Source organism: Amycolatopsis sp. NPDC043889, from assembly GCF_056435645.1.
The window spans coordinates 355,606-379,232 of record NZ_JBWKEC010000002.1 but is presented as its reverse complement, the minus strand read 5'-3'; the positions used below and the strand labels follow the sequence as shown (position 1 = coordinate 379,232).

The 23,627-nt window shown below is 68.8% G+C and carries 19 protein-coding genes and 1 riboswitch; of the genes, 11 read left to right on the top strand and 8 right to left on the bottom strand.

What is annotated here, in order from left to right; all coding sequences use genetic code 11:
* Positions 1 to 195 precede the first annotated feature (195 nt).
* A complete protein-coding gene (locus tag AC0685_RS07160) occupies positions 196 to 6,567 on the top strand; it encodes a DUF7927 domain-containing protein (RefSeq protein WP_478224750.1) in 6,372 nt (2,123 codons plus the stop codon).
* Positions 6,568 to 6,751: 184 nt separating this feature from the next.
* On the opposite strand, the gene AC0685_RS07155 is transcribed toward AC0685_RS07160, so the two are convergent.
* Positions 6,752 to 7,165: a RidA family protein gene (locus AC0685_RS07155; protein WP_478224749.1), complete on the bottom strand. Its 414-nt coding sequence runs from the start codon at positions 7,163 to 7,165 to the stop codon at positions 6,752 to 6,754.
* A 112-nt stretch (positions 7,166 to 7,277) separates the two neighbouring features.
* On the opposite strand from AC0685_RS07155, the gene AC0685_RS07150 reads away from it, so the two are divergent.
* The gene (locus AC0685_RS07150; RefSeq protein WP_478224748.1) at positions 7,278 to 7,928 is read left to right on the top strand and encodes a maleylpyruvate isomerase family mycothiol-dependent enzyme; all 651 of its coding nucleotides are present in this window, start codon (positions 7,278 to 7,280) and stop codon (positions 7,926 to 7,928) included.
* On the opposite strand, the gene AC0685_RS07145 is transcribed toward AC0685_RS07150, so the two are convergent.
* On the bottom strand, positions 7,919 to 8,248 hold the full coding sequence (locus AC0685_RS07145) for a rhodanese-like domain-containing protein (protein WP_465536937.1): 330 nt from the start codon (positions 8,246 to 8,248) through the stop codon (positions 7,919 to 7,921). The genes AC0685_RS07150 and AC0685_RS07145 overlap by 10 nt on opposite strands.
* 81 nt (positions 8,249 to 8,329) lie before the next feature.
* Between AC0685_RS07145 and AC0685_RS07140 the strand changes: the two genes are divergently transcribed.
* The 4 genes from AC0685_RS07140 to AC0685_RS07125 are packed head-to-tail and all read left to right on the top strand — an operon-like array spanning position 8,330 to position 12,944.
* The gene (locus AC0685_RS07140; protein ID WP_478224900.1) at positions 8,330 to 8,905 is read left to right on the top strand and encodes a TetR/AcrR family transcriptional regulator; all 576 of its coding nucleotides are present in this window, start codon (positions 8,330 to 8,332) and stop codon (positions 8,903 to 8,905) included.
* A gap of 28 nt (positions 8,906 to 8,933) precedes the next feature.
* Positions 8,934 to 9,326: a hypothetical protein gene (locus tag AC0685_RS07135; RefSeq protein ID WP_478224747.1), complete on the top strand. Its 393-nt coding sequence runs from the start codon at positions 8,934 to 8,936 to the stop codon at positions 9,324 to 9,326.
* A 60-nt stretch (positions 9,327 to 9,386) separates the two neighbouring features.
* Entirely contained in the window at positions 9,387 to 11,666 is a 2,280-nt protein-coding gene (secD, locus tag AC0685_RS07130) for a protein translocase subunit SecD (protein ID WP_478224746.1), read from the top strand.
* A gap of 54 nt (positions 11,667 to 11,720) precedes the next feature.
* Positions 11,721 to 12,944, top strand: a complete 1,224-nt coding sequence (locus AC0685_RS07125) for a cation:proton antiporter (RefSeq protein WP_478224745.1) — start codon at positions 11,721 to 11,723, stop codon at positions 12,942 to 12,944.
* A 72-nt stretch (positions 12,945 to 13,016) separates the two neighbouring features.
* Here AC0685_RS07125 and AC0685_RS07120 read toward each other — a convergent pair whose 3' ends face one another.
* Together AC0685_RS07120 and AC0685_RS07115 are read right to left on the bottom strand one after the other, a co-directional pair.
* Positions 13,017 to 13,274, bottom strand: coding sequence for a hypothetical protein (locus AC0685_RS07120; RefSeq protein WP_478224744.1), 258 nt, complete (start codon positions 13,272 to 13,274; stop codon positions 13,017 to 13,019).
* A 21-nt stretch (positions 13,275 to 13,295) separates the two neighbouring features.
* Entirely contained in the window at positions 13,296 to 14,603 is a 1,308-nt protein-coding gene (locus AC0685_RS07115) for a DUF5919 domain-containing protein (protein ID WP_478224743.1), read from the bottom strand.
* A gap of 160 nt (positions 14,604 to 14,763) precedes the next feature.
* Here AC0685_RS07115 and AC0685_RS07110 point away from each other — a divergent pair, with 160 nt between their 5' ends.
* Positions 14,764 to 15,747 (top strand): LysR family transcriptional regulator, encoded by a 984-nt coding sequence (locus AC0685_RS07110; RefSeq protein WP_034316722.1) that lies wholly within the window; start codon positions 14,764 to 14,766, stop codon positions 15,745 to 15,747.
* 132 nt (positions 15,748 to 15,879) lie between these two features.
* On the top strand, positions 15,880 to 17,205 hold the full coding sequence (locus AC0685_RS07105; protein ID WP_478224742.1) for an alpha-lytic protease prodomain-containing protein: 1,326 nt from the start codon (positions 15,880 to 15,882) through the stop codon (positions 17,203 to 17,205).
* A 416-nt stretch (positions 17,206 to 17,621) separates the two neighbouring features.
* Here AC0685_RS07105 and AC0685_RS07100 read toward each other — a convergent pair whose 3' ends face one another.
* Together AC0685_RS07100 and AC0685_RS07095 are read right to left on the bottom strand one after the other, a co-directional pair.
* Positions 17,622 to 17,936 (bottom strand): DMT family transporter, encoded by a 315-nt coding sequence (locus AC0685_RS07100; RefSeq protein ID WP_063277207.1) that lies wholly within the window; start codon positions 17,934 to 17,936, stop codon positions 17,622 to 17,624.
* Between the two features lie 11 nt (positions 17,937 to 17,947).
* A riboswitch (guanidine-III (ykkC-III) riboswitch) is annotated at positions 17,948 to 18,016 on the bottom strand.
* Positions 18,017 to 18,094: 78 nt separating this feature from the next.
* Complete coding sequence (locus AC0685_RS07095; protein ID WP_478224741.1) at positions 18,095 to 19,306, bottom strand: MFS transporter; 1,212 nt, start codon at positions 19,304 to 19,306, stop codon at positions 18,095 to 18,097.
* 83 nt (positions 19,307 to 19,389) lie between these two features.
* Between AC0685_RS07095 and AC0685_RS07090 the strand changes: the two genes are divergently transcribed.
* Positions 19,390 to 20,292: a LysR family transcriptional regulator gene (locus AC0685_RS07090; RefSeq protein ID WP_478224740.1), complete on the top strand. Its 903-nt coding sequence runs from the start codon at positions 19,390 to 19,392 to the stop codon at positions 20,290 to 20,292.
* Positions 20,293 to 20,294: 2 nt separating this feature from the next.
* Here AC0685_RS07090 and AC0685_RS07085 read toward each other — a convergent pair whose 3' ends face one another.
* Positions 20,295 to 20,876, bottom strand: a complete 582-nt coding sequence (locus tag AC0685_RS07085) for a TetR/AcrR family transcriptional regulator (protein ID WP_478224739.1) — start codon at positions 20,874 to 20,876, stop codon at positions 20,295 to 20,297.
* A gap of 59 nt (positions 20,877 to 20,935) precedes the next feature.
* Here AC0685_RS07085 and AC0685_RS07080 point away from each other — a divergent pair, with 59 nt between their 5' ends.
* Positions 20,936 to 21,481, top strand: coding sequence for an SRPBCC family protein (locus AC0685_RS07080; protein WP_478224738.1), 546 nt, complete (start codon positions 20,936 to 20,938; stop codon positions 21,479 to 21,481).
* On the opposite strand, the gene mptB is transcribed toward AC0685_RS07080, so the two are convergent.
* Positions 21,385 to 22,824, bottom strand: a complete 1,440-nt coding sequence (gene mptB, locus AC0685_RS07075; protein WP_478224737.1) for a polyprenol phosphomannose-dependent alpha 1,6 mannosyltransferase MptB — start codon at positions 22,822 to 22,824, stop codon at positions 21,385 to 21,387. The genes AC0685_RS07080 and mptB overlap by 97 nt on opposite strands.
* Positions 22,825 to 22,935: 111 nt before the next feature.
* Between mptB and AC0685_RS07070 the strand changes: the two genes are divergently transcribed.
* Positions 22,936 to 23,571 (top strand): DUF4230 domain-containing protein, encoded by a 636-nt coding sequence (locus AC0685_RS07070; protein WP_478224736.1) that lies wholly within the window; start codon positions 22,936 to 22,938, stop codon positions 23,569 to 23,571.
* The last annotated feature ends 56 nt before the right edge of the window (positions 23,572 to 23,627 follow it).

The following is a 23,627-nucleotide window of genomic DNA, read 5'->3' as shown; positions in this document are numbered from 1 at the left end:
CCGCGTCCGTTGTGGACAGTGAATTCATCACCCGTCCGGGGGTTTCGGGGCCACTCAACGGGTTCTATCCCGGCGACACCGCCGATCCCGGTTGCCGTCGACGATCTTGCCGACCCAGGATGACCACCACTTGAGCTCGCAGTCCCCGCCGTCCTGACCTGGGTCGACGGGAGCGAGGGGTGAGGCGGAGGCGGCATGGCGGAACGTCGTGGGCGGAATCGGTGGCGCCGGGGCATAGCGGTGCTCACGGTGGCCGTCGTGGCCTTGCTGATGGGCGCCCCGCTGCCCGCGAACGCCCAGACCCAGCCACGCGGAGCGGGCACCGAACGGCCGATCGGGCCGGAGCCGGTGTACTCCGGGCTGGCGCACGGCGGTATCACGATGGCCGCCAACTCCGTCGTGCAGTGCGGCGTCGGCGTGGTCTGCAACGAGTCCGCGAGCAACGCGAGCGCGGTGTCGTGGATCAAGACCGACCCGGCCGCTCCCGGCAACACCGCCTCCGCGGCGAGCCTGAACGTCCCGGCCGGCGCGAAGGTGCTCAACGCCCGGCTGTACTGGCAGTTCAATCCGGTCGCCAGCAGCGGGACCTCCGGCGACGGGGCCCGGGGCAACCAGGTCTCCGTGAAGACCCCGGGCTCCAGCACCTACCAGCGGATCACCGCCGAAACCTACGACTGGTTCCCCGCGACCACGACGGGCGGCTCCCCGACCCTGTACGCCTACGGCGGCGCCGCCGACGTCACGAACCTCGTGACGGCCGCCGGGACCGGGCAGTACACGGTCGCTGACATCCAGGCCTGCCAGGGCCAGTCGGTCAGCCGGACGAATCTCGGCTGCTGGGGTGGCTGGTCGCTGGTGGTGGCCTACGAACTGCCCAGCGAGCCGTTGCGGTATCTACAGGTCTGGGACGGTATGCAGGTGGTCGCGGGTGGGAGCACCCCGAGCTCGGCCACCATCGCGCTGAGCGGTATCAAGGCGCCGACCTCGCGTCAGCCCAATGTCGAACTCGGCATCGTCGCGGGTGACGGGGACGCGCCCATCACCGGCGACTACCTCCAGGTCGGCCCGGACGCGTCCAGCCTGCAGACCATCGCGATGCCCGCGCCGGGCGGCGTGGCGACCAACAACGCCTTCAGTAGCCGCATCGACCGGGTCACGGCCACCGGTTCGGGTACGAACGTCACTTCACGCGAGCCCAACCCGGTGAACAACGTCGGCTACGACGCCCGCAGCATCGACATCACCGGCAAGGTCCCCGCGGGGACCACCGCGCTCCAGGTGAAGATCGGCACCGTCGGCGACGCGCTGTACCCGCAGACGATCTGGCTCGTCACCGACGCGCTCGAACCCGACCTCCAGATCACCAAGGCCAACGACCCGGTCGGCAACACCGACGACGATCCGCCGGGTTACGTCACCAAGGGCAGCGAGGTCACGTACACCTTCGACGTCGCCAACCGGCACGCCGACGGCAGTGTCACCGATCTCGACACCGCGACGAACGTGGTGCTCACCGACACCCTGCCCGACGGCGTCACGTTCGTGGCCGGGTCGAATCCGGACTGTTCGGCGTCCGGGCAGCTGGTCACCTGCACCCTGCCGAACCTGAGGCCGGGGCAGTCGCAGAAGGTCGCCTTCAAGGTCAAGGTCGGTGCCTCGGTGCCGGACGGCACCAAACTCGACAACACCGGCAAGCTGACCTTCCGCGGCGAAGACACCGGACGGCCGCAGGAGCGTACGTCGAACACGGTGCGGAACACGGTCGCCTCACCGGGATACCAGCTGACGAAGACGGTCGACCTCGCCGAAGCGATCCCGGGCGACACCCTGACCTATCAGGTGGCCGTGCGGAACACCGGGGTGATCCCCGTGCCCGCGTTCACGGTGCGCGACACCTTGCCGCCGGGGACGACCTACCTGTCCTCCACGCCGTCGAAGGGCACCGCGTCCGGTACCGGGCCGATCGAGTGGGCCGTGAACGGCCTCGCCGTCGGAGAGACGGCCACGTTGACCGTGCGTGTGAAGGTCGAAGAGGCCGCCATCGGCAAGGAGCTGGTGAACCGCGCGACCGTTCCGATCGGGCCGCCGCCGGTCGTCCCGCCGGACAACCGCTGCCCGGACGATCCCGCGGCCGCGTGCGCGAAGACCAAGGTGCCGCCGCCGTCGTACACGGTGACCAAGACCGCGGACAAGGAATCCGCGAACCCCGGCGACGTCGTGCGCTACAAGGTCACCGTCGCCAACACCGGAAAGGTGACCGCGGCGGATCTCAAGGTCGTGGATGATCTGACCGGGGTGCTGGACGACGCGGTCTACCAGGACGACGCCACCGCGTCGCCAGGTTCGGTGTCCTATGCGGAGCCGAGGCTGACCTGGACCGGTACTCTCGCGGCGGGGCAGAGTGCCGAGTTCACCTACACGGTGAAGGTCAAGAGCCCGAACACCGGCGACAATCGGCTGACGAACGTGGTGACGTCGGAGACTCCTGGTGGAAATTGCCCGCCGGGTTCGACCGATCCGAAGTGCGGGACCACGACGCCGGTGTCCGGGCTGTTGATCGAGAAGTCGGCCGACAAGCAGTCGGCGAATCCGGGCGATGTCGTGAAGTACACGGTCACGGTGCGGAATACGGGCCAGACGAAGCTGAGCGGTGCGACGTTCGCGGACGATCTCACGCAGGTGCTGGATGACGCGGATTACCAGGGCGATGGTGCGGCGACGATCGGCGGTGTGTCGTATGCGGCGCCGAAGCTGACGTGGACCGGCGATCTCGAAGTCGGTGCCACAGCGACGGTCACGTACACGGTGAAGGTCAAGAGTCCGAACACGGGCGACAACGTGCTCAAGAACGCGGTGTCGTCGGAGACGCCAGGTGGTAACTGTCCGCCGGGTTCGACGGATCCGAAGTGTGGGACCACGACGCCGGTGTCGGGTCTGTTGATCGAGAAGTCGGTGGACAAGCAGTCGGCGAATCCGGGCGATGTGGTGAAGTACACGGTGACCGTGCGGAACACGGGGCAGACGAAGATCTCCGGTGCGACGTTCACCGATGACCTCACGCAGGTTCTCGATGACGCGGACTATCAGAACGATGGTGCGGCGACGGTCGGTGGTGTCACCTATGCGGCGCCGAAGCTGACGTGGACCGGTGACCTGGAAGTCGGTGCCACGTCTGTGGTGACGTACACGGTGAAGGTCAAGAACCCGAACCCCGGCGACAAGAAACTGTCCAATGTGGTCACGTCGGAGACTCCAGGCGGAAATTGCCCGCCGGGTTCGACGGATCCGAAGTGCGGTACCACGACTCCGGTTTCCGGACTGACGATCGAGAAGTCGGTCGACAAGCAGTCGGTGAATCCGGGCGATGTCGTGAAGTACACGGTGACGGTCAAGAACACTGGGCAGACGAAGCTGAGCGGTGCGACCTTCACCGATGACCTCACGCAGGTGCTGGACGACGCGGTCTACCAGAACGATGGCGCGGCGACGATCGGTGGTGTCACCTATGCGGCGCCGAACCTGACGTGGACCGGCGATCTCGAAGTCGGTGCCACGTCTGTGGTGACGTATACGGTGAAGGTCAAGAATCCCAACCCCGGCGACAATGTGCTCAGGAACGCGGTGTCGTCGGAAACTCCAGGCGGGAACTGTCCGCCGGGTTCGACCGACCCGAAGTGCGGGACCACGACTCCAGTGTCGGGTCTGCTGATCGAGAAGACCGTGGACAAGCAGTCGGTGAATCCGGGCGATGTCGTGAAGTACACGGTGACGGTCAAGAACACTGGGCAGACGAAGCTGAGCGGTGCGACCTTCACCGATGACCTCACGCAGGTGCTGGACGACGCGGACTACCAGAACGACGGTGCCGCGACGATCGGTGGTGTCACCTATGCGGCGCCGAACCTGACGTGGACCGGCGATCTCGAAATCGGCGCCACGTCTGTGGTGACGTACACGGTGAAGGTCAAGAATCCCGTCCCGGGCGACAAGAAACTCATCAACACGGTCACGTCGGAGACACCGGGCGGGAACTGTCCGCCGGGTTCGACCGACCCGAAGTGCGATACCACGACTCCGGTGTCAGGGCTGCTGATCGAGAAGACGGTCGACAAGCAGTCGGCGAATCCCGGTGACGTCGTGAAGTACACGGTCACGGTCACCAACACCGGTCAGACGAAGCTGACCGGCGCGACGTTCACCGATGACCTCACGCAGGTTCTCGACGACGCGGACTACCAGAACGACGGTGCCGTGACGATCGGTGGACTGTCGTACGCGGCACCGAAGCTGACCTGGACCGGTGACCTCGGCGTCGGCGAGACGGCCACGGTCACGTACACGGTCAAGGTCAAGAACCCGAACACTGGCGACAACCGGCTCAAGAACGTGGTGACGTCGGAGACGCCGGGCGGGAACTGCCCGCCGGGCTCCACGGATCCGGACTGCGGCACGGAAACCCCGGTTTCGGGCGTGGAGATCAAGAAGACGGTCGACAAGCAGTCGGCGAACCCCGGCGACGTCGTGAAGTACACGGTCACGGTCACCAACACCGGTCAGACGAAGCTGACCGGCGCGACGTTCACCGACGACCTGACCCAGGTGCTCGACGACGCCGTTTACCGGAACGATGGAGCGGCGACGGTCGGTGGTGTGTCGTATGTGGCGCCGAAGTTGACGTGGATCGGCGACCTGGAGATCGGGCAGACCTCGACCGTCACCTACACGGTCCAGGTGAAGAATCCGGGCGACGGCGACAAGAAGCTCGTCAACGCCGTCACGTCCGAGACCCCGGGCGGGAACTGCCCGCCGGGCTCGACCGATCCGGATTGTGGCACGACCACCCCGATCTCCGGACTGCTCATCAAGAAGACCGCCGACAAGAAGTCGGTCGACCCCGGCGACACGGTGAAGTACACGATCACCGTCACCAACACCGGGCAGACCAAGCAGGACGCGGCCACCTTCACCGACGACATGACCGAAGTCCTGGACGACGCCGACTACCAGAACGACGGTGCGGCGACCATCGGCGGCGTCACGTACGCGGCGCCGAAGCTGACGTGGACCGGCTCGCTGGAGATCGGGCAGACCTCGACCGTCACCTACACGGTCAAGATCAAGAACCCGAACCCCGGCGACAAGAAACTGTCCAATGTGGTCACTTCGGACACGCCGGGTAACAACTGCCCGCCGGATTCGACCGACCCGAACTGTGTCGCGGACGTGCCGTCCCGCGAACTGACGGTCAAGAAGACGTCGGACAAGCAGACCGCGAATCCGGGTGACGTCGTCACGTACACCGTCGTCGTCACCAACACCGGCAAGGTCGACCTGGTCGGCGAGGACGCCGCACGGGTCACGGACGACCTGTCCGAGGTGCTCGACGACGCCGACTACGCCGACGACGCCGCGGCGGCCCCGGTCGCCGGGACGTTCGCCTTCACCGCGCCGAACCTGGTGTGGGCAGGCGATCTCCCGGTGGGTGCTTCGACGACGCTGAAGTATTCGGTGAAGGTGAAGAACCCCGTGACCGGCGACCATGAACTGCGGAACACCGTCAGCACCAACACCCCGGGCACCTGCCCACCGCAGTCCGACGACCCGGCGTGCTCGACCGTCACTCCGGTGCCCGGCATCTCGCTGGAGAAGAAGGCGGACAAGGCCACGGCGAACCCGGGCGACGTCGTGAAGTACACGGTGACCGTGCGCAACACCGGCAAGACGAAGTTGACCGGTGCGACGTTCACCGACGACCTCACCGAGGTCCTCGACGACGCGGTGTTTCAGAAGGACGGTGCGGCGACGATCGGTTCGGTGACCTACGAGGAACCGAAGCTGACCTGGACCGGCGATCTGGAGATCGGGCAGACGGCGACGGTCACGTACAGCGTCAAGGTGACCAAGACCGACGGCGACGGCAAGCTGACCAACGTCATCACCACCGACACTCCGGGTGGCAACTGCCCGCCGGGCAGCAAGGATCCGAAGTGCGGCACGACGACACCGCTGTCCAGCCTGAAGATCAAGAAGACCGTCGACAAGGCGGAGGCGAAACCGGGCGAGGTCGTGACCTACACCGTCACGGTGGAGAACACCGGGCAGGCCACAGTGGACGACGCGACGTTCACCGACGATCTGACCCAGGTGCTGGACGACGCCACGTTCGACGGCACGGCGAAGGCCAGTACGGGAGCGGTCACCTATTCCGCGCCGAAGCTCACGTGGAAGGGCGAGCTCAAGCCGGGGGAGAAGGCCACCGTCACCTACGCCGTCACCGTGCGGAAGCCGGCGACCGGTGACCACCGCCTCCGCAACGTCGTCACATCGGACACCCCGGGCGGCAACTGCCCGCCGGGTTCGGCGAACCCCGACTGCGGCACCGACACCCGGGTGCCGCCGACGCCGCAGCCGCCGGACAAACCGAACCCTCAGCCGCCGACGACCCCGCGTCCGCCCGGGCTGGCCGTGACCGGCTCACCGGTGAAGACGATGACGGTGCTGGCGCTGGGCATGCTGGCCATCGGCGCGCTGCTGCTCCTCGCCGGACGGAGGCGCCGGGAGTCCTAGGAACGGGCGATTCGGTCTGGGAGTACAGGCGTGGTGTGCGCAACGGCGTGACTCGCGTGCTCAGGCACGGAACTCGCGTGCCTGGATGCCGCACTCGAGTGTTCCGCCGCTGAGCACGCGAGTTCCGGCTTCGATCACGCGAGTTCCGGCTTCGATCACGACCCGCCCGGACCGAGCCACCGTCCTAAACGGCGCGCGGAACCGCGATCAGCGCTTCCACCTCGACGACCAGTTCCGGTCGGGCCAGTGCCGCGACCACGATCAGCGACTGGGCGGGCCAGTCCGCTTCCGGGTACCAGCGGGTGAAGGTCTCCCGCATCGCGGTGCGGAACCCGGCAAGGTGCTCGGTGCCGGAAAGCATGCTGAACACCTTGACCAGATGTTCCGGTCCGGCGCCCGCGGCTTCGAGAAGCCGTTCGAGGTTGGCGAGCAACGCCCGGGTCTGGGACTCGGCGTCGGGCCCGGCGAGTTCGCCGTCGGGCCCGACGCCGATCTGGCCGGACGCGACGACGAGTTCGTGATCGGCGGGAACGCGGACGAGATGGCTGTACGGGCCGATCGGCGTCGCCACGGTCTCCGGATTCCAGCGCTGGATCATCGGTCCCCTTATCGTCAACGGAAGAATTCGTCACCAAAAATAGCGAAGACCGATGATTCCGCGCCGCGGCGGGAGTCTCACCTCCGGACAACGACGACTGGAGGGACTCCGGATGACGGATTCAGGAACGAAGACCGAGATCTGGCCGCTGATCCACGCCGAGCGGGCGGCGCTGGCGAACGACCTGGCGGAGCTCACCGAGGAGCAGTGGAGAACACCGTCGCTGTGCGCGGGGCTGACGGTGCGTGAAGTGCTCGCGCATGTCACTTCGGCCGCGAGCCTCACCCCTCTGCGGTGGATGGCGGGCGTGATCCGCTGCCGGTGGGATTTCGACAAGCAGGTCGCCATGCGGCTGGCCGAGCAGATGGGGGACGACGGCGCCGAGACGCTGGAGCGGTTCCGCGGCGTCGTCACCAGCACGACGAAACCGCCCTTGCCGAAGAGGGCCATGCTCGGCGAGACGATCGTGCACGGCGAGGACATCCGGCGTCCGCTCGGCATCCGCCGCGATCACCCGATCGACGTCCTCACCACGCTGGCCGAGTACTACCGGGATTCGGACCTGGTGGTGATGGCGAAGGGACGCATCGGCGGGCTGCGGCTGGAAGCCACCGATGGTCCCTTCGCCACCGGGACCGGTCCGCTCGTCTCAGGCCCGACCTTGGCGCTGATCATGGCCATGACCGGACGGGCGGCCCACCTCGCCGAACTCGACGGCGGCGGGGTCCCGATCCTGCGGAAGCGTGTCCTTTCTCAGGACTGAGACTCGAGGGGCAGGCCCGCGCCGGCCCAGTCCTCGATGCCCTCCCGGTACTTGCGGACGTCTGTGTAGCCGAGGGCGGTGAGCCGGTCGGCGACCTGGCCGCTGTTCGGGCAGCCGGGGTTCGAGCAGTAGGTGACGATGGCGGCGCCGCGATCGGGCAGCACGGTCGCGGCGTGCGCGTCGACGTCGGCGAGGACCAGGGGAACGGCGCCGGGCAGATGCTGCTTGGCGTAGTACTCGCCACCCAGTGCGTCGACCACCGTCACGGTCTTCGCGTCGATCGCGGCCTTCAATTCGTCACGGGTGATGAGTGCGGTCATGTCGCTACCTCCAGTTAATCGGACTATAGTCCGGATGTGCCTCACGACCATATCGGACCGCAGTCCGCTTCTGCAACCTCGCTGGAACTCCTGCGCACGCCGCCGCCCAAGGAGCGCGCCGACGCCGCCCGCAACCGGGCCGCGATCCTGGACGCGGCGGCGGCCTTGTTCGCCGAGCACGGCGTCGAAGCGGTGTCGATGGATCAGGTGGCGGCGGCCGCCGGGGTGGGCAAGGGCACGCTCTTCCGCCGCTTCGGTGACAAGGCGGGGCTGGCCGTCGCCCTGCTGGACGCGCGGGAACGCCTGCTCCAGGAGGGAATCCTGCACGGCCCGCCCCCGCTGGGACCCGGCGCGCTGCCGGTCGAACGGCTCGTCGCCTTCGCCGAGGCCTACGTCGACTACGTGCTCGAACACCTGCCGCTGGTGCGGATGTCGGAGACCGCCGTGCCGGGGGCGCGCTACCGCATCGGGGCCTACCGGTTCTGGCACCGGCATGTCGCGCTTCTGCTCGACGGCACGCCCGACCCCGAGCACGCCGCGCACGCCCTGCTGGCCCCGCTCGCGGCCGAGCATCTGACCGCGTTGCTGCCGGAGCTGGGGGAGGACCGCGTCCGCGCCGGGATCGCGCGCCTGTGGCGGCAGGCCGGATCCCAGTAGGGTGTCGGCGAGACCTGGGAGTGTGTCGATGACGGTGGAGAGCGGGAGGTACCGGACGGCCAGGCAGGCCGTGCCGGCGCTGCTCGCCGCCGTGCTGACCGCGCTCGGTCTCTTCCTCGCGCTCCACACGGGCGGTTCCGCTTCGGCGGACGAGCCGCGCGGGGCGGACGCGACGGTCGGCTCCTCGGTCTCCAAGGCCGTCGCGCCGGTGCGCGCCGCGGGCAGGCTCGCCGCCGAACCCGCCCTGCTGGGAGTGCACGGTCACGGTGACCTGCCTCTCTTCGGCACCGTCCCGCACGGGCCGGCGTCCACGACGCTGCTCCGCCTGAGCGAACTCCACGAAGACGTCACCCCGCCCTCGCGCGCGGCGAACCGCCTCGCGCTGGGGGATCGAGCTCCTCCTTTCCCGGCAGCCGTCTGAAGCTGACGGGCGCGCGGTCCGCGCGTGCCCGAACCGGGAAACCCTTGAGGAGAGAACTTCGTGCCGCGCGAAACCGCGCGGCGAGGCATGACCGGGCGAGCCGTCGTCTCGCTGGTCGTCCTCGCCGCGACCGTGTACCTGTTGCTGACCACCGCCCCGCGCCTGGGGCTCGATCTGCGTGGTGGCACGCAGATCGTGCTGGAGACCAAGGATTCGCCCACCGTCACCGCCGACGCCCAGACCACCGACCGGACGCTCGAGGTGCTGCGCCGCCGGGTCGACGCACTGGGTGTCGCCGAGCCGATGCTGGCCCGCTCCGGCGACAACCGGATCATCGTCGAACTGCCCGGCGTGCGGGATCCGCGCGAGGCCGTCGAGGTGATCGGCCGCACCGCGCAACTGTCCTTCCATCCCGTGCTCGCCGCCGGCGCCGCCCCTGGCGATTCCAAGGTCCTCAACGACGAGAGCGGGCAGCCGATCACGCTGGGACCCGCCGCGCTGACCGGTGAAGGCGTCGACGAGGCACTCTCGTCGATCGATTCGCAGGGCGGCGGCGGATGGCTCGTTTCGGTCGACTTCAAAGGGGACGCCGGCCGTGCCTGGGAGCGGCTGACCGGCCAGGCCGCCTGCTCGCCACCCGGCGATCCCGCCCGCCGGGTGGCGATCGCGCTCGACGACAAGGTGATCTCGTCGCCGCAGGTGAGCCCGCAGGTCGCCTGCGGGGTCGGGATCGTCGGCGGGAGCACGCAGATCACCGGGCGGTTCTCACCCGCCGAAGCCAAGGATCTGGCGCTGCTGATCAACGCGGGCGCGCTGCCGACACCGGTCGAGATCATCGAGCAGCGGACCGTCGGGCCCACGCTCGGCGCGGCCGCCATCGACGCCAGTGCCCGTGCCGCCGTGATCGGCCTGGCGCTGACCGCGCTGTTCCTCCTCGCGGTGTATCGCCTGGCCGGGCTGATCGCCGTGGGCGCACTCGTGGCGTACGCCGCCGTGTCCTACGCCGCGCTGCTCGCCGTCGGCGCGACACTGACCTTGCCGGGTCTCGCCGGGTTCGTCCTGGCGATCGGCATGGCCGTCGACGCGACCGTGCTCGTCTTCGAAAGGGCGAGAGAAGAACACTCCGTCAAACACGGAGGTTCCCTGCCGCGGTCGGTCAGCCGCGGGTTCAGCGGGGCTTTGTCGGCGATCGTCGATTCGAACGTGACCACCCTGCTCGCCGCGGGACTGCTGTTCTGGCTGGCGTCCGGGCCGGTACGCGGATTCGGGGTGACGCTGTCCATCGGTGTCGTCGTGGCGTTGTTCATCTCGCTCGTGCTCACGCGTTTGCTGCTGCACCTCACGATGCGGGGCGTGGTCGCGCGCAAACCACGGCTGTCCGGCCTCACCCACGAGGGCCGGGTCCGGCGGTGGGTGAACCGCCGCGATCCCGGGTTCCTCGGGAAGCCCCGGCGCTGGCTGATGGTCGCGGGCGCGGTCGTCATCGCCGCGATCGCGGGACTGTTCGTGGCGGGACCGAACCTCGGCGTCGAGTTCACCGGTGGCAGGGTCATCGAATACAGCACCTCGGCGCCCGCCGACGTCGAGCGGGTCCGGGACGCGGTCTCCGACGCCGGATTCCCCCGCGCCGTCGTGCAGACATCCGGGGAGAAGGACATCTCCGTCCGCACCGAGCCGATCGACGAGGATGCCACCGAACGGATCCGGGCCGCCGTCGCCGGGGTCGCGGGCGACGCCACCGAGATCCGCGACGAGCAGATCGGCCCGAGCCTCGGCGCCGAACTGCGCACCAAGGCGGTGATCGCGCTCGGCCTCGCGGTGCTGGCGCAGCTGATCTACCTGGCGGTGCGGTTCGACTGGCGGCTCGGCGTGGCCACGGTGGCCGCGCTCGCGCAGGACGTCCTGATCATCCTCGGGATCTTCGCCTGGCTGGGCAAGTCCATGGACGGTGTCTTCCTCGCCGCGCTGCTGACGGTGATCGGCTATTCGGTCAACGACTCGGTGGTGGTCTTCGACCGGGTGCGGGAGGTACGGGGGCAACGCCGCAAGGAGCCGTTCTCGCGGGTCGTCGGCACGGCGGTTCTGCAGACGCTGCCGCGGACGATCAACACCGGGATCGGGGTGCTGTTCGTCCTCGGGGCGCTGCTGTTCCTCGGGGACGGGTCGCTGGCCGACTTCGCCCTCGCGCTCCTGCTCGGTCTCGTCGCCGGCACAGTGTCCACAGTGGCCACTGCCGGTCCCGTCGCGATCCTGCTCGACAAGCGGTGGCCAGGAGCCGGACGTCCCGTCCGGAAGGCGTCGCCCGCACGACAGCGGGACGACAACGGCGCGGTGGTGTGATCGACGTTCCTTTGTGGACCGCCGCACTCGGTCCGGCCTCTAAGCTCGTTCCCGGTGGCAGGGGAGTCCACCGGGAACGAGGGGCGGGAGATGATCCAGAGCGTGCTCGTCGGCGCGGTCGTCGTGCTGGCTTGGACGATGACGGCGGCCAGGCTGGAACGGTGGCAGATCACCGCGCCGATGGCGATGGTGGCGGCCGGGCTGGCGATCGGGTTCAGCACCCGCAACGATCTCGGCAACGGGCTCAACACCGAGATCGCGCTCAACGCGGCGGAACTGATCCTCGCGCTGCTGCTGTTCGTGGACGCCACCGCGGTCAAGGGCGGCTATCTCGGCCACGACGCCAAGACCGCGGCGCGGCTGCTGCTGATCGCGCTGCCGCTGACGATCCTGATCGTCATGGGTGTCGGCCTGCTGGCGCTGCCGGGCCTCGGCTGGGCGGCGGTCCTGCTGATCGCCTGCATCGTCGCCCCGACGGATTTCGCCCCGGCGACGTCCGTGGTGCACGACGTCCGGGTGCCCGAACGCGTGCGGCATCTGCTGAACGTCGAGAGCGGCTACAACGACGGCGTCGTCGCCCCGGTGTTCATCTTCGCGCTCACCCTCGCGGGGAGCCACCACCAGGCGGACACGCCGGGCGAGGCGCTGCAGACCGCGATCCCGGCGGCGTTGCTGGCCGTGCTGGCGGGCTCCGTCATCGGTGCGGTGGCCGCGGTGGCGATGAACGTGACGGCCAAGCACGGCTGGTCGACCCGGCATTCCGCGCGGGTCGCGGGCGTCGCCCTGCCGCTGCTGACCTACACCGCCGCCGTCGCGATCGGCGGCAACGGCTTCGTCGCCGCGTTCATCTGCGGGATCGCCTACAAGACCGCGCGGCACCCCGGCGAAGACGAAGTCGGGCTCGCCGAGGACGTCAGTTCGCTGTGCGGGCTGCTCATGTGGTTCGTCTTCGGCAGTACCGCGGTGCTGGTGCTGTCCTTCGGCCTCACGTGGGGCATCGTGCTCGTCAGTGTCGTCGCGCTGACCGTCGCGCGGCTGATCCCGGTGCTGCTCACCTTGCTGCGGACGGACTTCCGGTGGCGGGACCGGATGACCATCGGCCTGCTGGCCCCGCGCGGCGCGGCGTCGATCGTGTTCGGCCTGCTCGCCTTCAACTCACTCGACGGGGACGCGGCGGACGTCGCGTTGAGCGTCATGGCGGTGACCGTGCTGCTGAGCGTCGCCGCGCACGGTTTCGGGGCCTCGGCGTTCCTGAACCGCAAGTCGAAGAGGACGTGACCGGCTAGGACGGTCAGGGTCAACGGCGCCTTCACGTACGGCAAAGGCGTCGCGAAAGCCACTTTCGGGACGTCAGATGTCCCGAAAGTGGCTTTCGCGACACGCCTTGTCGGCGTACATGGGCACGTCTTCGACGATCGTCTTGGACGCCCCGTTCACGTCGAAGATGAGCATTCCCGGCTTGGACGCCGTCGGCGGGATGTTCTTGATACCGCTGATCTTCTCGACGGCGAACGTGTGCTTCTTGTAGTTGAGCCCCTTGACCGCGGCCTTGACCGTGATCGTCCGGCCGCTGAAGCTGATGGAACGACGTCTGGCGTGGATGTGCACGAACCCTCCTCAGGGCGCGGCTCAGTTGCCCGCCGTCTCGACGTCGTCCACGGTCAGATCGTGCGGTGCGGCGCTGTTCCACAACGCCTCCGCCTCGCCGAGGAAGGTCCGGTACGCCGCGCCGTCCGCGGGCTGCAGCACGAACTTCGGCTCACCCGCGGCCTGGTAGGTGTAGTACTCGGCGAACAGTGCCGAGCCGGTGACGATGACTCCCGTGGCGACGGGGTGCGCGACGAGCCGGACCGTGAGGTCGCCGCCGGTCGAGCGTTTCAGCTCGGCCAGCACCCGCAGCGTGTGGAGGACCCGCTCCCGCGCGCTTTCCGGAGACCGCACGGCGTAGTAGCGGGAGGCCGCGGTGCCGATCGCGGGTGAATGCGGGTCGATCAGCACGAACCGGATCTTGGCGCCGGCCCGCAACCGTTCTTCGAGTTTGCCGTAACTGTTGTTCACCAGGGTGTTGCGGGCCATCCCGGTGACCAGGAGTTCGCTCGCGCCTTCGATCGCCTCGGCGAGTGCGGGGCCGAAGTCCTCGCTGAACACCGGACGGCGCGCCCGCGCGACCTGGTCCGTGGGAGACAGCGGCCAGGGCGTGCCGTCCTCCCACAGCCGTTCCGCCTCGTCGGCGAAGTGCCGGTACCAGGGAGCGTCCTTCGGTCCCACTGTGAACACCGGCGCGGCCTCACCGCTCGGCCGGTATTCGTAGTGCTGTACGCAGACCAGTCCCCGTTTGCCGGAGACGTCGAGACAATTGAAACCCGCGGACGGGATCCGCGACGACACCCGGATCTCCAGTCTGCCGCCGGTCCTGCTCTTCAAGGAGGTCAGCTCGTCCAGGGTCGCCAGGATCCGCTGCCGCAGCCGCCCCTGCCCGAGGCTCTGGGAGATGCGGCGATCGGCGATGGCTACGAGCTCTTCGTCGGTCGGATCCAGCACCAGTACCCGGATCCGTCCGCCCGATTCGAGGATCGACCGGATGTCACCGCGCATACCCTGCACGGTCCTGGTCATCGAATGGCCGATCAGCAGGATGTCGAACGCCGCCGCACGCCGGGAGATGAGATCCGCGGGGAACTCCGGTTCGAAGAACGACGCCGGACCGCCTCGGTTGGAGTCGCGGACCTGTTCGGTCAGCCGCCGCGAGCGGATCTGGGAGAAGGCGAGCAGTGCCAGCAGCGCCGTCACCACGGACGAAAGCGTTTTGACGTCCGAGATCCCGGTCGCGCCCAGGACGGTGAACGCCAGTGCGACGGTGCCCAGTACGTACAGATCCAGGTTGTCGTCGGTGATCACGCGCGCCAGCGATCGCCGGATCCGTCCACGCTCCGCCACTGAACCCCCTCGTCGTCGGTTCCGTGGTGACAGTATCGGCCGGAGCCCTGGCGTGTCCTGGATTCCTGACATCGATGGCATCGCCGAACCAAGCGATACGAAGCCATTTGGCTCATTCGTTTGTCTGGTCCAGTCCAGTTATGTCTACTAACGTAGAGGGATGGAGCTGGAACTGCGCCACCTGCGCATCATGTGCGCGATCGCCGAACTCGGGAGTATCACCAAGGCGGCGAACACGCTCGGAATGGCGCAGCCTGCACTGACAGCACAACTGAAGCGCATCGAACGGACCCTCGGCGGAAAGCTGTTCCTGCGCGACCACACGGGCACCCGGCCGACCGCGCTCGGCCTCCTCGTCCTCGACAGGGCGAAGATGGTGCTCCCCGCCGTGTCGTCGCTGCACGACGAGGCGGCGCGGCTCGCCCAGCACGCCGGCACCGGGGAGCCGGTGACCCTGCGGCTCGGCTCGGCGACGGGGCCGATGCTGGGGGCGCTCCTGCAGCGCCTCGGCACCACCCATCCCGACATCCATGTCGCCACGCATACATCGTGGTCGGCCAACAAACTCGCGGACATGACCGCCGAGGGCGCGCTGGACTTCGCCTTCGTCGGCGTCTGCGGTGACGCCGCGCCACCGCCGGAGCCCGGTCTCCGCTGGCGGACGCTCGCGCATCATCCGGTGTTCGTGCTGATGTCGGCGCGGGACGAGCGCGCGCAGCGGCCCGAGGTCGAACTCGGCGCGCTCGCGAACGAACGGTGGTGCGCGACGCCGGGCGACGGATGCTTCGGCGACTGTTTCGCCTCCGCGTGCGCGAGATCGGGGTTCACGCCGCGTTCGTTGTACGAAACCGATGTGCTGACCTGCATCGAGATGGTCGAATCAGGGCACGCGGTGGTGCTGTGCCAGCCGCTGTTCCACGAGATCCCGGGCATCGTCGCGGTCCCGATCGCGGGGAACCCGCTGAGCTGGCGGAATCTCGTCGGCTGGTCGGAGCGGGGGGAGATGGGTCCCTTCGCCGCGGAGATGATCGCCCTGTCCCGCGCGGTGTACGGCGAACTGATCGACCGGCGGCCGACCTACTCGAAGTACCTGGAGTTGAACCCGGGGTACGGCGTGGACTACACGGACGCCGGGATGCGCTGACCTGCGCGGAAGCGGTTGAAAGGTCCAGTCCACTGGGTGGATATGACCTAAATGGTATGTACCATTCGTAGCAGGTGCCTCGTACGGTCTGGACGAGATCTTCTTCCGGAACGCGGTGAGGAAACGCCTGAAATGAACCGAAAGATCGTAGCGGCCGCCGCGGCGGCCCTGACCGGCGCGGGCCTGGTCACGGCCATCGCGCTGACGCCGAGCGCCAGCGCCGGCCAGAACGGGCCTGTGGCCGACCAGGTCCAGTCGGAGATCGTCGCCGCCTTGGCGCGCGACCTGAAGATCAGCCCGGACCAGGCAAGGACCCGCCTCGCCGGCGAGCAGAAGGCGGCTCGCGCCGACAGCGACCTCAAGTCCCGCCTCGGCTCGTCCTACGCCGGATCCTGGCTGGACTCGGCCGGGACCACGCTGACCGTCGCGGTCACCGACGCGGCGCTGGAGGGTGTCGTCCGTGCTGCGGGCGCGACCCCGAAGACGGTCGCGCGGAGTGCCGCGCAGCTCGACGCGGCGAAGCTGTCGTTGGACGCCAAGGGAACCACCGCTCCGAAGACCGTGCCCGGCTGGTACGTCGACGCCACCACGAACTCGATCGTGGTGCTGGCCAACGCCGGTGGCGAGGCGGCCGCGAAATCGTGGGCGACCGCGGCGGGCGTGGGTGCCGACGCGGTGCGGGTCGAGACCAGCGCCGAAAGCCCGGTTCCGCTGATCGACGTCATCGGCGGCAACGCGTACACCTTCGGCTCGGGCCGGTGCTCGATCGGTTTCTCGGTCGAAGGCGGCTTCGTGACCGCGGGACACTGCGGAACCACGGGAACGCGGACCTCGAACCCGAGCGGAAGCGTCGCGGGCTCCAGCTTCCCCGGCAACGACTACGGGTGGGTCCGCGTGGACGCGGGCAACACCCCGCGTCCGCTGGTCAACCGCTACCCGGGCACCGTTCCGGTGGCGGGTTCGCAGGAGGCCGCGATCGGCGCGTCGGTCTGCCGTTCCGGTTCCACGACGGGCTGGCACTGCGGCACCATCCAGCAGAAGAACGCGTCGGTGAATTACCCGCAGGGCACCGTTTCCGGCCTCACCCGGACCAACGCCTGCGCCGAGCCGGGCGACTCCGGTGGTTCGTGGCTCGCGGGCGACCAGGCCCAGGGCGTGACCTCGGGTGGCTCCGGCAACTGCAGCTCGGGCGGCACGTTCTACTTCCAGCCGATCTCGGAGATCCTGAGCGTTTACAACCTGCGCCTGGTGACCTCGGGTTCGAACCCGCCCTCCAGCACGACGCCGACCACCACGACGTCGAACAACCCGCCCGGTGGAACCTGGGCGGCGGGCACCACCTACGCCGTCGGCGCGACGGTGACTTACGGCGGTGCCACCTACCGGGCCCTGCAGGGCCACACCGCACAGGCAGGTTGGGAGCCGCCGAACGTCCCAGCGCTTTGGGCGCGCGCCTGACCGCCTAGCCGTCCGGGCCACACGCAGGGGTGCGCCCGGACCGACCGCCCCCGACGTCGTCCGTGCGTCGGGGGCGGTCCCTCTTTGCGCTGAGGTGGTCGTGAGTGGCGATTCGGGTTATTGAGGGGAAAGGCAACTGTGGCGTGTTGCGAAGCTACTTTCGCGCCGTCAGCTGAAGTGATCGACCCAGGTGGTGGTGAAGGCCTCCTTGCCTACCCTGAGGGTAGGGAAGGGGGCCTTCGCTACGTCGTCGACATGGCCTGGGGCGTGTGTCGCGAAAGCCATTTTCGCGGCGTGTGATGTCCCGAAAGTGGCTTTCGCGACACGATCGAAGGCGGCCATGAGCGGACCGCCCACCGCACCCGACACGTTTGCCTCACCCCTCAATAGAACTCGAATCGCCACTCACGACCGGGTCAGTGCAGGACTTTCAGGCCCACCACACAGGCCACGATCCCCACGATCAGCAGGATCCGGGCCACTGAAACGGTTTCCGCGCCCGACCACATGCCGTACGCGACGGTGAGCGAAGCCCCGATCCCGACCCAGACCGCGTAGGCGGTGCCGACGGGGAGATCCTTCATCGCGTACGCGAGACCCACCATGCTGGCGACCAGCGTCACGCCGAAGATCACCGACGGTACCGGCCGCGACAACCCTTCGGATTTGCCGAGGGCGGTGGCCCACACGGCTTCCAGCACACCCGAAACGATCAGGACAAGCCACGACATGACGCGCTCCCAGAGTGCCGTCTTGTCGCTGGCCGGGTACGGCACCCACTCGTCCGGGGACCTCGATCACGAGGTTCCGCGACCAGGATGGCACACCGCCGCGCGGAGCGCCCGCGGGTTTGACGAGGGTCACCACCCGGACGCGCCACTGTGGACGGTCAGGTCAGCACCTTGGGCGCCGACCAGGCGAGCAAACCCAGCTCCAGCACCGAGAATCCGATCAGCGCCCATGCACTCGGCAGCCAGACCAGCGCGATTCCGACGAGAAGGACGGGCAGGACCAGCCCGGCGTAGGCGGCCAGGAACAGGGCCGCGAGAACCTCGCCGCGCACCGGTGGCTCGGCGAGGGCGGCGACGGTGGCCACCGACGCGCGGAAGCCCAGCCCGACGCCGGCGCCCGCCACGAACCCGCCCGCGAGGAAGAGCCACAGCTGGGACGAGGTGACCGCGACCGGCAAGGCCACCAGACCGGCCACCATCAGCCCGAGGCCGAGCCGTAGCTGGGTGTTCCTGGCCAGTCCGGCGAAGACCACCTGCGCGCCGGCGGCCGCGAGGAATACGGAGAACGACGCGAGACCAGCGAGCATCCGCGAACTCTCGTGCATGCCCTGCGCCAGCAACGTCGGCGTCAGTGCCATGAACAACCCGGTGATCGCGAAGGCTGCGAAGGCGCCGATCGCCGCGCCGAAGAAGGCAGGTCGCGCGCTCGACGGCAGTGAGACGCGCTGCGGCCGGTACGCAGGTCGCTCTTCGGCGCGCTCCACCGTCTCCGGCACCAGCGCGACGGCGATCGCGGCGGCGAGCAACAGAACCAGGAAGAACACGAACGGCGTGGTGAGCGGCTCGGCCGAATAGCTCGCGAACACGCCGCCGAACAACGGCCCGAGCGCCAGCCCGCCCATGTTGACCACGGTCGCGATCAGCCCAGCGCGGCCGTGGTCCTCGCGCGGGCGGGCGACAGCGCGCAGTTCGGACAGGTGCGCGGTGGCGGTCGCGGTCAGCGCGCCGATCCCCGCCCCGCCGACGAGCCTGGCCAGGATCAGGCCGGGAACGTCCGGCCACGCCAGGAAAAGCGTCGCGGAAAGCGCCTGGGTCAAGGTCGCGGCGAGGATCACCCGCCGCCGTCCCAGCCAGTCGCTGACATGGCCGGCGAGGTAGAGGCTGCCCATCACGCCGACCGCGTAGGCGGCGAAGACGATGGTGACGACGTAGGTCGGGAAGCCGTCACGTTGCTGGTAGAGCACGTAGAGCGGGGTGGGAACGGTGGAGAAGGCAAGTGAGGCGGCATAGGCGGCCGCGACGACCCAGAAACCGCGGCCGTGGCTGATCCGCCGGAGCGCGGGGCGAGGGAGGGCGACGCTGTTCAGCATGCCTCCACTGTGAATCGCCGGATCATCCAAGTCCAACGAACAATACTGGTCACAGTTATCGGTGAATGCGATAATCCGCGACCGTGGAGACCCGTCAGCTCGAATGTTTCGTCGCCGTCGCCGAGGAACTCAGTTTCACGCGCGCGGCCCGGCGCCTGTACGCGGTGCAGTCCACCGTCTCAGCGACGATTCAGGCGCTCGAAAGCGAACTGGGCGTCAAGCTGTTCGACCGTTCGACACGGCGGGTCGCGCTCTCTCCGGCGGGCAAGGTGTTCCTTCCCGAGGCCAAGGCCGCGCTGGAGGCGGTCGAAAGGGCACGCGAGGTGGTCGCCGACGCCTCCGCCGGCCTGCGCGGCAGCCTCCGTATCGGCACTTTGACCAGCGTCGGGGACCTCGACCTGCCCGATCTGCTCGGCGCGTTCCATCGGCGTTACCCGCTGGTCGACCTGCACGTTTCGGTGTCGATCACCGGGTCCACCGGGCTGGCCGAGGACCTGCGCCATGGCAGGCTCGACATCGCCCTGCTCGGCCTGCCCGAATCCGACCTCGCCGGGCTCGACACCAAAATGCTCGGCTCGGCGCCGTTCGTCGTCGTGCTTCCCGACGCTCACCCGTTGTGCGACCGGCGGTCGCTGACCTTGGCGGACCTCGCGGACGAGTCGTTCGTGGACAATCCGCGCGGCTTCGGCAACCGGGTCGCCCTGGATCGCGCCTTCGAGGCGCTCGGGACGCCGAGACGGGTCGTCGTCGAGGTCGCCGACCTGCGCGCCGTGCCCGCCTATGTGGCGGCGGGGCTCGGTGTCGCCGTCGTTCCCGATCTTCGCCTGCTGGCAGGGGTCCGGACGATCCCGCTCGACGAACCGGGGCTCGCCTGGCCGCTGACCATCGCCACCAGGGGAGAGCGGCCGCCCGGCCGGGTCGCCCGGCTGTTGCTCGACCTGATCGACGAAGAGGAGTTCTCCCTCGTGCTCCCGGCCCGGCCCTGAGTTCAGCCCGTCAGCAACGTGCGGGTCGTCCTGGCGACCAGGTCGACGGTGCGCGGCGGTGGCGCCTCGCCGCGGTCGAGGTGCCGCCTCACCGCCGCGTAGGGAAGGTCGACGAGGGCCAGCATCAGTTCGTCGGTGCTCCGGCCGGTCAACGGGCGCAGCCGCCGCAGGACCCTGGTGATCGCCGCATCGAGGCGGCGGTTGGCGTCGTCGACGCGAGCGCGATCTTCGGCGCTCCAGTCGTCGACGCCGAGCGCTCTGTCGCCACCGTAGAGCAGCTTCCCCTCGGCGGGATGGGCTCGGCACCAGTGGACGACCTGTGCGGCCGCCTCGATGGCGGCTTCGGTGACCGGTTCCCGTTCGAGTGCTTCGAGGTAGCCCTGCTGGAAGCGGCTCACCGTGCGGAGCCAGACGGCGGCGAGCAGCGCCGGTCGTCCGGGGAAGCGGTGGTAGATCGACCCGCTCGGCGCGCCGACCTCGCGGGCGACGGCCGACATGGTCACCCCGGCGACCCCTTCGGTGGCGAAGATCCGCACGGCGGCGTCGAGGAAGTCGTCGGCGGTGTGCCGCGGTGGCCGTCCCATTTTCAGAGACTATCCTCTACTATGGTTTTAGGGGAAGATCTCTAGAACTGGGAGGTGCGATGCGCGTGTGGAACAGGCATCACCGGATCGTCGACGTGGCACAGGAGCGTGCCGGCGCGCTGATCGACACTCTGTCCACGGACGGAGACAGGCTCTGGCCCGTCGACACGTGGCCGCCGTTGCGGTTCGACCGGCCACTCGGGGTGGGGGCCGACGGCGGCCACGGACCGGTGCGGTACCACGTGGAGTCCTACGATCCCGGAAGGTCCGTGCGGTTCAGGTTCAGCGCGCCCCGCGGCTTCGACGGGTTCCACGAATTCACCCTGCGTGCGACGGAAACGGGGGAGACCGAACTCGCGCACCTCATGGTGCTGCGGCTTCGGCACCCGGCTTGGTTCACCTATCCGCTGCTGTGGCGGCCGATGCACGACGCGCTGCTGGAAGACTGTCTCGACCGTGCCGAACGTGAACTCACCGGCACGGTCGCGAAGCCCGCGCGATGGAGCCTTTACGTCCGGCTCTTGCGGAGCCTGATCTCCGGCAAGAGGCCCTTTCGCTTGAGTGCGACCAAAGTGCCGCCGACGAGCACGACGGCGATCAAGTAACCGAGCGCCAAGGACACGGCGCCGCCGTTCGCGGGTGGGAGCAGAACACCGAACACCGCGCTGACGACGGCGAGGAGCCGGCGGCCGCGGTCGGTCGTCAGGCTCACGGCCAGCAGGGCGACCGTCCACAAGAGATACCAGGGCTGGACGACCGGCCCGAGGACCAGCATCGCGGCGAAGGTCAGCCCCGCGGCGTAGAGCGGGTGCAGCTTCTCACGGTAGGTGAGCCACAACAGCCTGGCGCCCACGACGAGCCCGAGGATCGCGCCGATCAGGGAGAACACCTTGATCGCGCCGTCGGTCAGGTCGGCCTCGAAGATCTTGCCCAGCCCGCCGACGAGGAAGCCGAGTTCGTTGGTGGGGGCCATCCAGCTGTGGACCTGGCCGGAAACCCCGGACAGCACGCGCACCCAGCCGAAGCCGAGCCCGCTGCCGAGTGAGATCGCCACCGTGACGGCGGCGAATCCGGCGGGCAGCCCGAGCGCCACCGCCGCCCGGCCGGCGGGAGTGGCCCGGCGGAACAGATCGACGCCGACGAACAGCAAGCCGGCGACGGCCACGATCTTGATGTTCGCGGCGGCGCTCACCGCGATCACCCCGGCCGCGATCAGTGCGGGCCGGGCCACGCCGGTCTTCGCCGCGCCCATGAGGACGAGTTCCAGCCCGGCGACCATCAGGCCGACCATGAGCCCGTCGTTGTGGACACCCGCCACGACGTGCCACAGCACGAGCGGGTTGAGCAGCGCCAGCCACAGCGCGATCGACGGCGAGACCCCGACACGGCGGGCGAGCCGGGGGAGCGCCCACGCCATCAGCACGATTCCGATCAGCCCGAGCAGCCGGTGCAGCAGCACCGTCGGCACGAAGGCGTCCCCGGCGACGTGGGCGATCGTGCGGGCCAGCGCGACGAACGCGGGACCGTAGGGTGCGGGCGTGTCCCGCCAGTAGTGGCTGACCGCCATCGTCACCGGCGAATCGGCGCCGAGTGCCTCGGCGGGCCCCACGAGATAGGTGTCGAATCCCTTGGCCGCGATCAGGCCCTGTGCCAGATAGCTGTTGATGTCGCCGCTGAACAGCGGGCGCGCGACCAGCAGCGGCGCGCACCACGACACCGCGATCCAGTGCAGCCGCCGCTCGGGCAGCCCTGCGGCGAGCCGTCCGATGCCGAGCCAGGAGAGTACGAGGGTGGCCATCCCGGCGACGCCCAGCGCCACCACCAGCACCGAGGGGAGGCCGATCCCGGACGTGACCAGCACCAGCACGGCGATTCCGAGGAAACCCGCCCAGTGCAACGCCGAGATGTTCAGCCCGGTCTTCTCCGGCGCGGGCAAGACGTTCTGCATGCGGCCAAACTACTCCAAGTGCGGAATCCGGTTCCGCCGATCGCACGGTAAACCGGCATGGACGCTTCGGGGCCGCGTCCGCCGGGTACTCCACGCCGTGGAGAGGCGGTGGTGAGCGTGAAGAAGCGCTGGGTGCGTCTCGGGGCGTTCGCGCTGGTCGGGCTCCTGATCGTCGCGGCGGCACTGCGGATCACCGGGCTGCTGCCGAAGCTCGATCCGTTCGGGACGTCCACTGTGGACCGTTCGCAACCCGCGGTGCTCCAGGCGGTCCGGGATCTGAGCCGGTATCACGCGGCGGCCGGTGACTACCAGGTCGTCGTCGACATCGAGAAGGACGTCGAGTGGGTGCCCGCGAGCATCGCCGGGGAACGTACCCTGTTCGTCGCGGCGGGCTCTGTCGACGCGTACGTCGATTTCGGCCCGCTGGTGGAGTATTCGCTGACCGTGTCCGAGGACCGGCGGTCGGTCGAGGTGCGGCTGCCCGAGCCGAAGCTCGCGAAACCCACCTTGGACCACGAACGCAGCTACGTCTTCGGTCAGGAGCGCGGCTTGATCGACCGGCTCGGCGCGCTGGTTTCCGCGCAGGACCAGCGGCCGTTCTACCTCGCCGCGGAGAAACGCATCGGTGAGGCCGCGCAACACTCCGGCCTGCTCGAACGCGCCAAGGCCAACACGAAGGTGATGCTCACGCGGCTACTGCGGGCGCTGGGCTTCCAGGTCACCTTCGCGGCGGAACCGGCCACCTGACCCCGTTCGCCCGCTTTGTCCGGTGTTTCGGCTGGTGAGCGAGGTGGTACGGCTTC

Excerpts from the sequence above, each read along its gene's own strand:
- AC0685_RS07160 (WP_478224750.1), top strand. The coding sequence starts at position 196 with ATGGCGGAACGTCGTGGGCGGAATCGGTGGCGCCGGGGCATAGCGGTG.
- AC0685_RS07155 (WP_478224749.1), bottom strand. The coding sequence starts at position 7,165 with ATGATCCAGCGCTGGAATCCGGAGACCGTGGCGACGCCGATCGGCCCG.
- AC0685_RS07150 (WP_478224748.1), top strand. The coding sequence starts at position 7,278 with ATGACGGATTCAGGAACGAAGACCGAGATCTGGCCGCTGATCCACGCC.
- AC0685_RS07145 (WP_465536937.1), bottom strand. The coding sequence starts at position 8,248 with ATGACCGCACTCATCACCCGTGACGAATTGAAGGCCGCGATCGACGCG.
- AC0685_RS07135 (WP_478224747.1), top strand. The coding sequence starts at position 8,934 with ATGACGGTGGAGAGCGGGAGGTACCGGACGGCCAGGCAGGCCGTGCCG.
- AC0685_RS07110 (WP_034316722.1), top strand. The coding sequence starts at position 14,764 with ATGGAGCTGGAACTGCGCCACCTGCGCATCATGTGCGCGATCGCCGAA.
- AC0685_RS07105 (WP_478224742.1), top strand. The coding sequence starts at position 15,880 with ATGAACCGAAAGATCGTAGCGGCCGCCGCGGCGGCCCTGACCGGCGCG.
- AC0685_RS07100 (WP_063277207.1), bottom strand. The coding sequence starts at position 17,936 with ATGTCGTGGCTTGTCCTGATCGTTTCGGGTGTGCTGGAAGCCGTGTGG.
- AC0685_RS07095 (WP_478224741.1), bottom strand. The coding sequence starts at position 19,306 with ATGCTGAACAGCGTCGCCCTCCCTCGCCCCGCGCTCCGGCGGATCAGC.
- AC0685_RS07085 (WP_478224739.1), bottom strand. The coding sequence starts at position 20,876 with ATGGGACGGCCACCGCGGCACACCGCCGACGACTTCCTCGACGCCGCC.
- AC0685_RS07080 (WP_478224738.1), top strand. The coding sequence starts at position 20,936 with ATGCGCGTGTGGAACAGGCATCACCGGATCGTCGACGTGGCACAGGAG.
- mptB (WP_478224737.1), bottom strand. The coding sequence starts at position 22,824 with ATGCAGAACGTCTTGCCCGCGCCGGAGAAGACCGGGCTGAACATCTCG.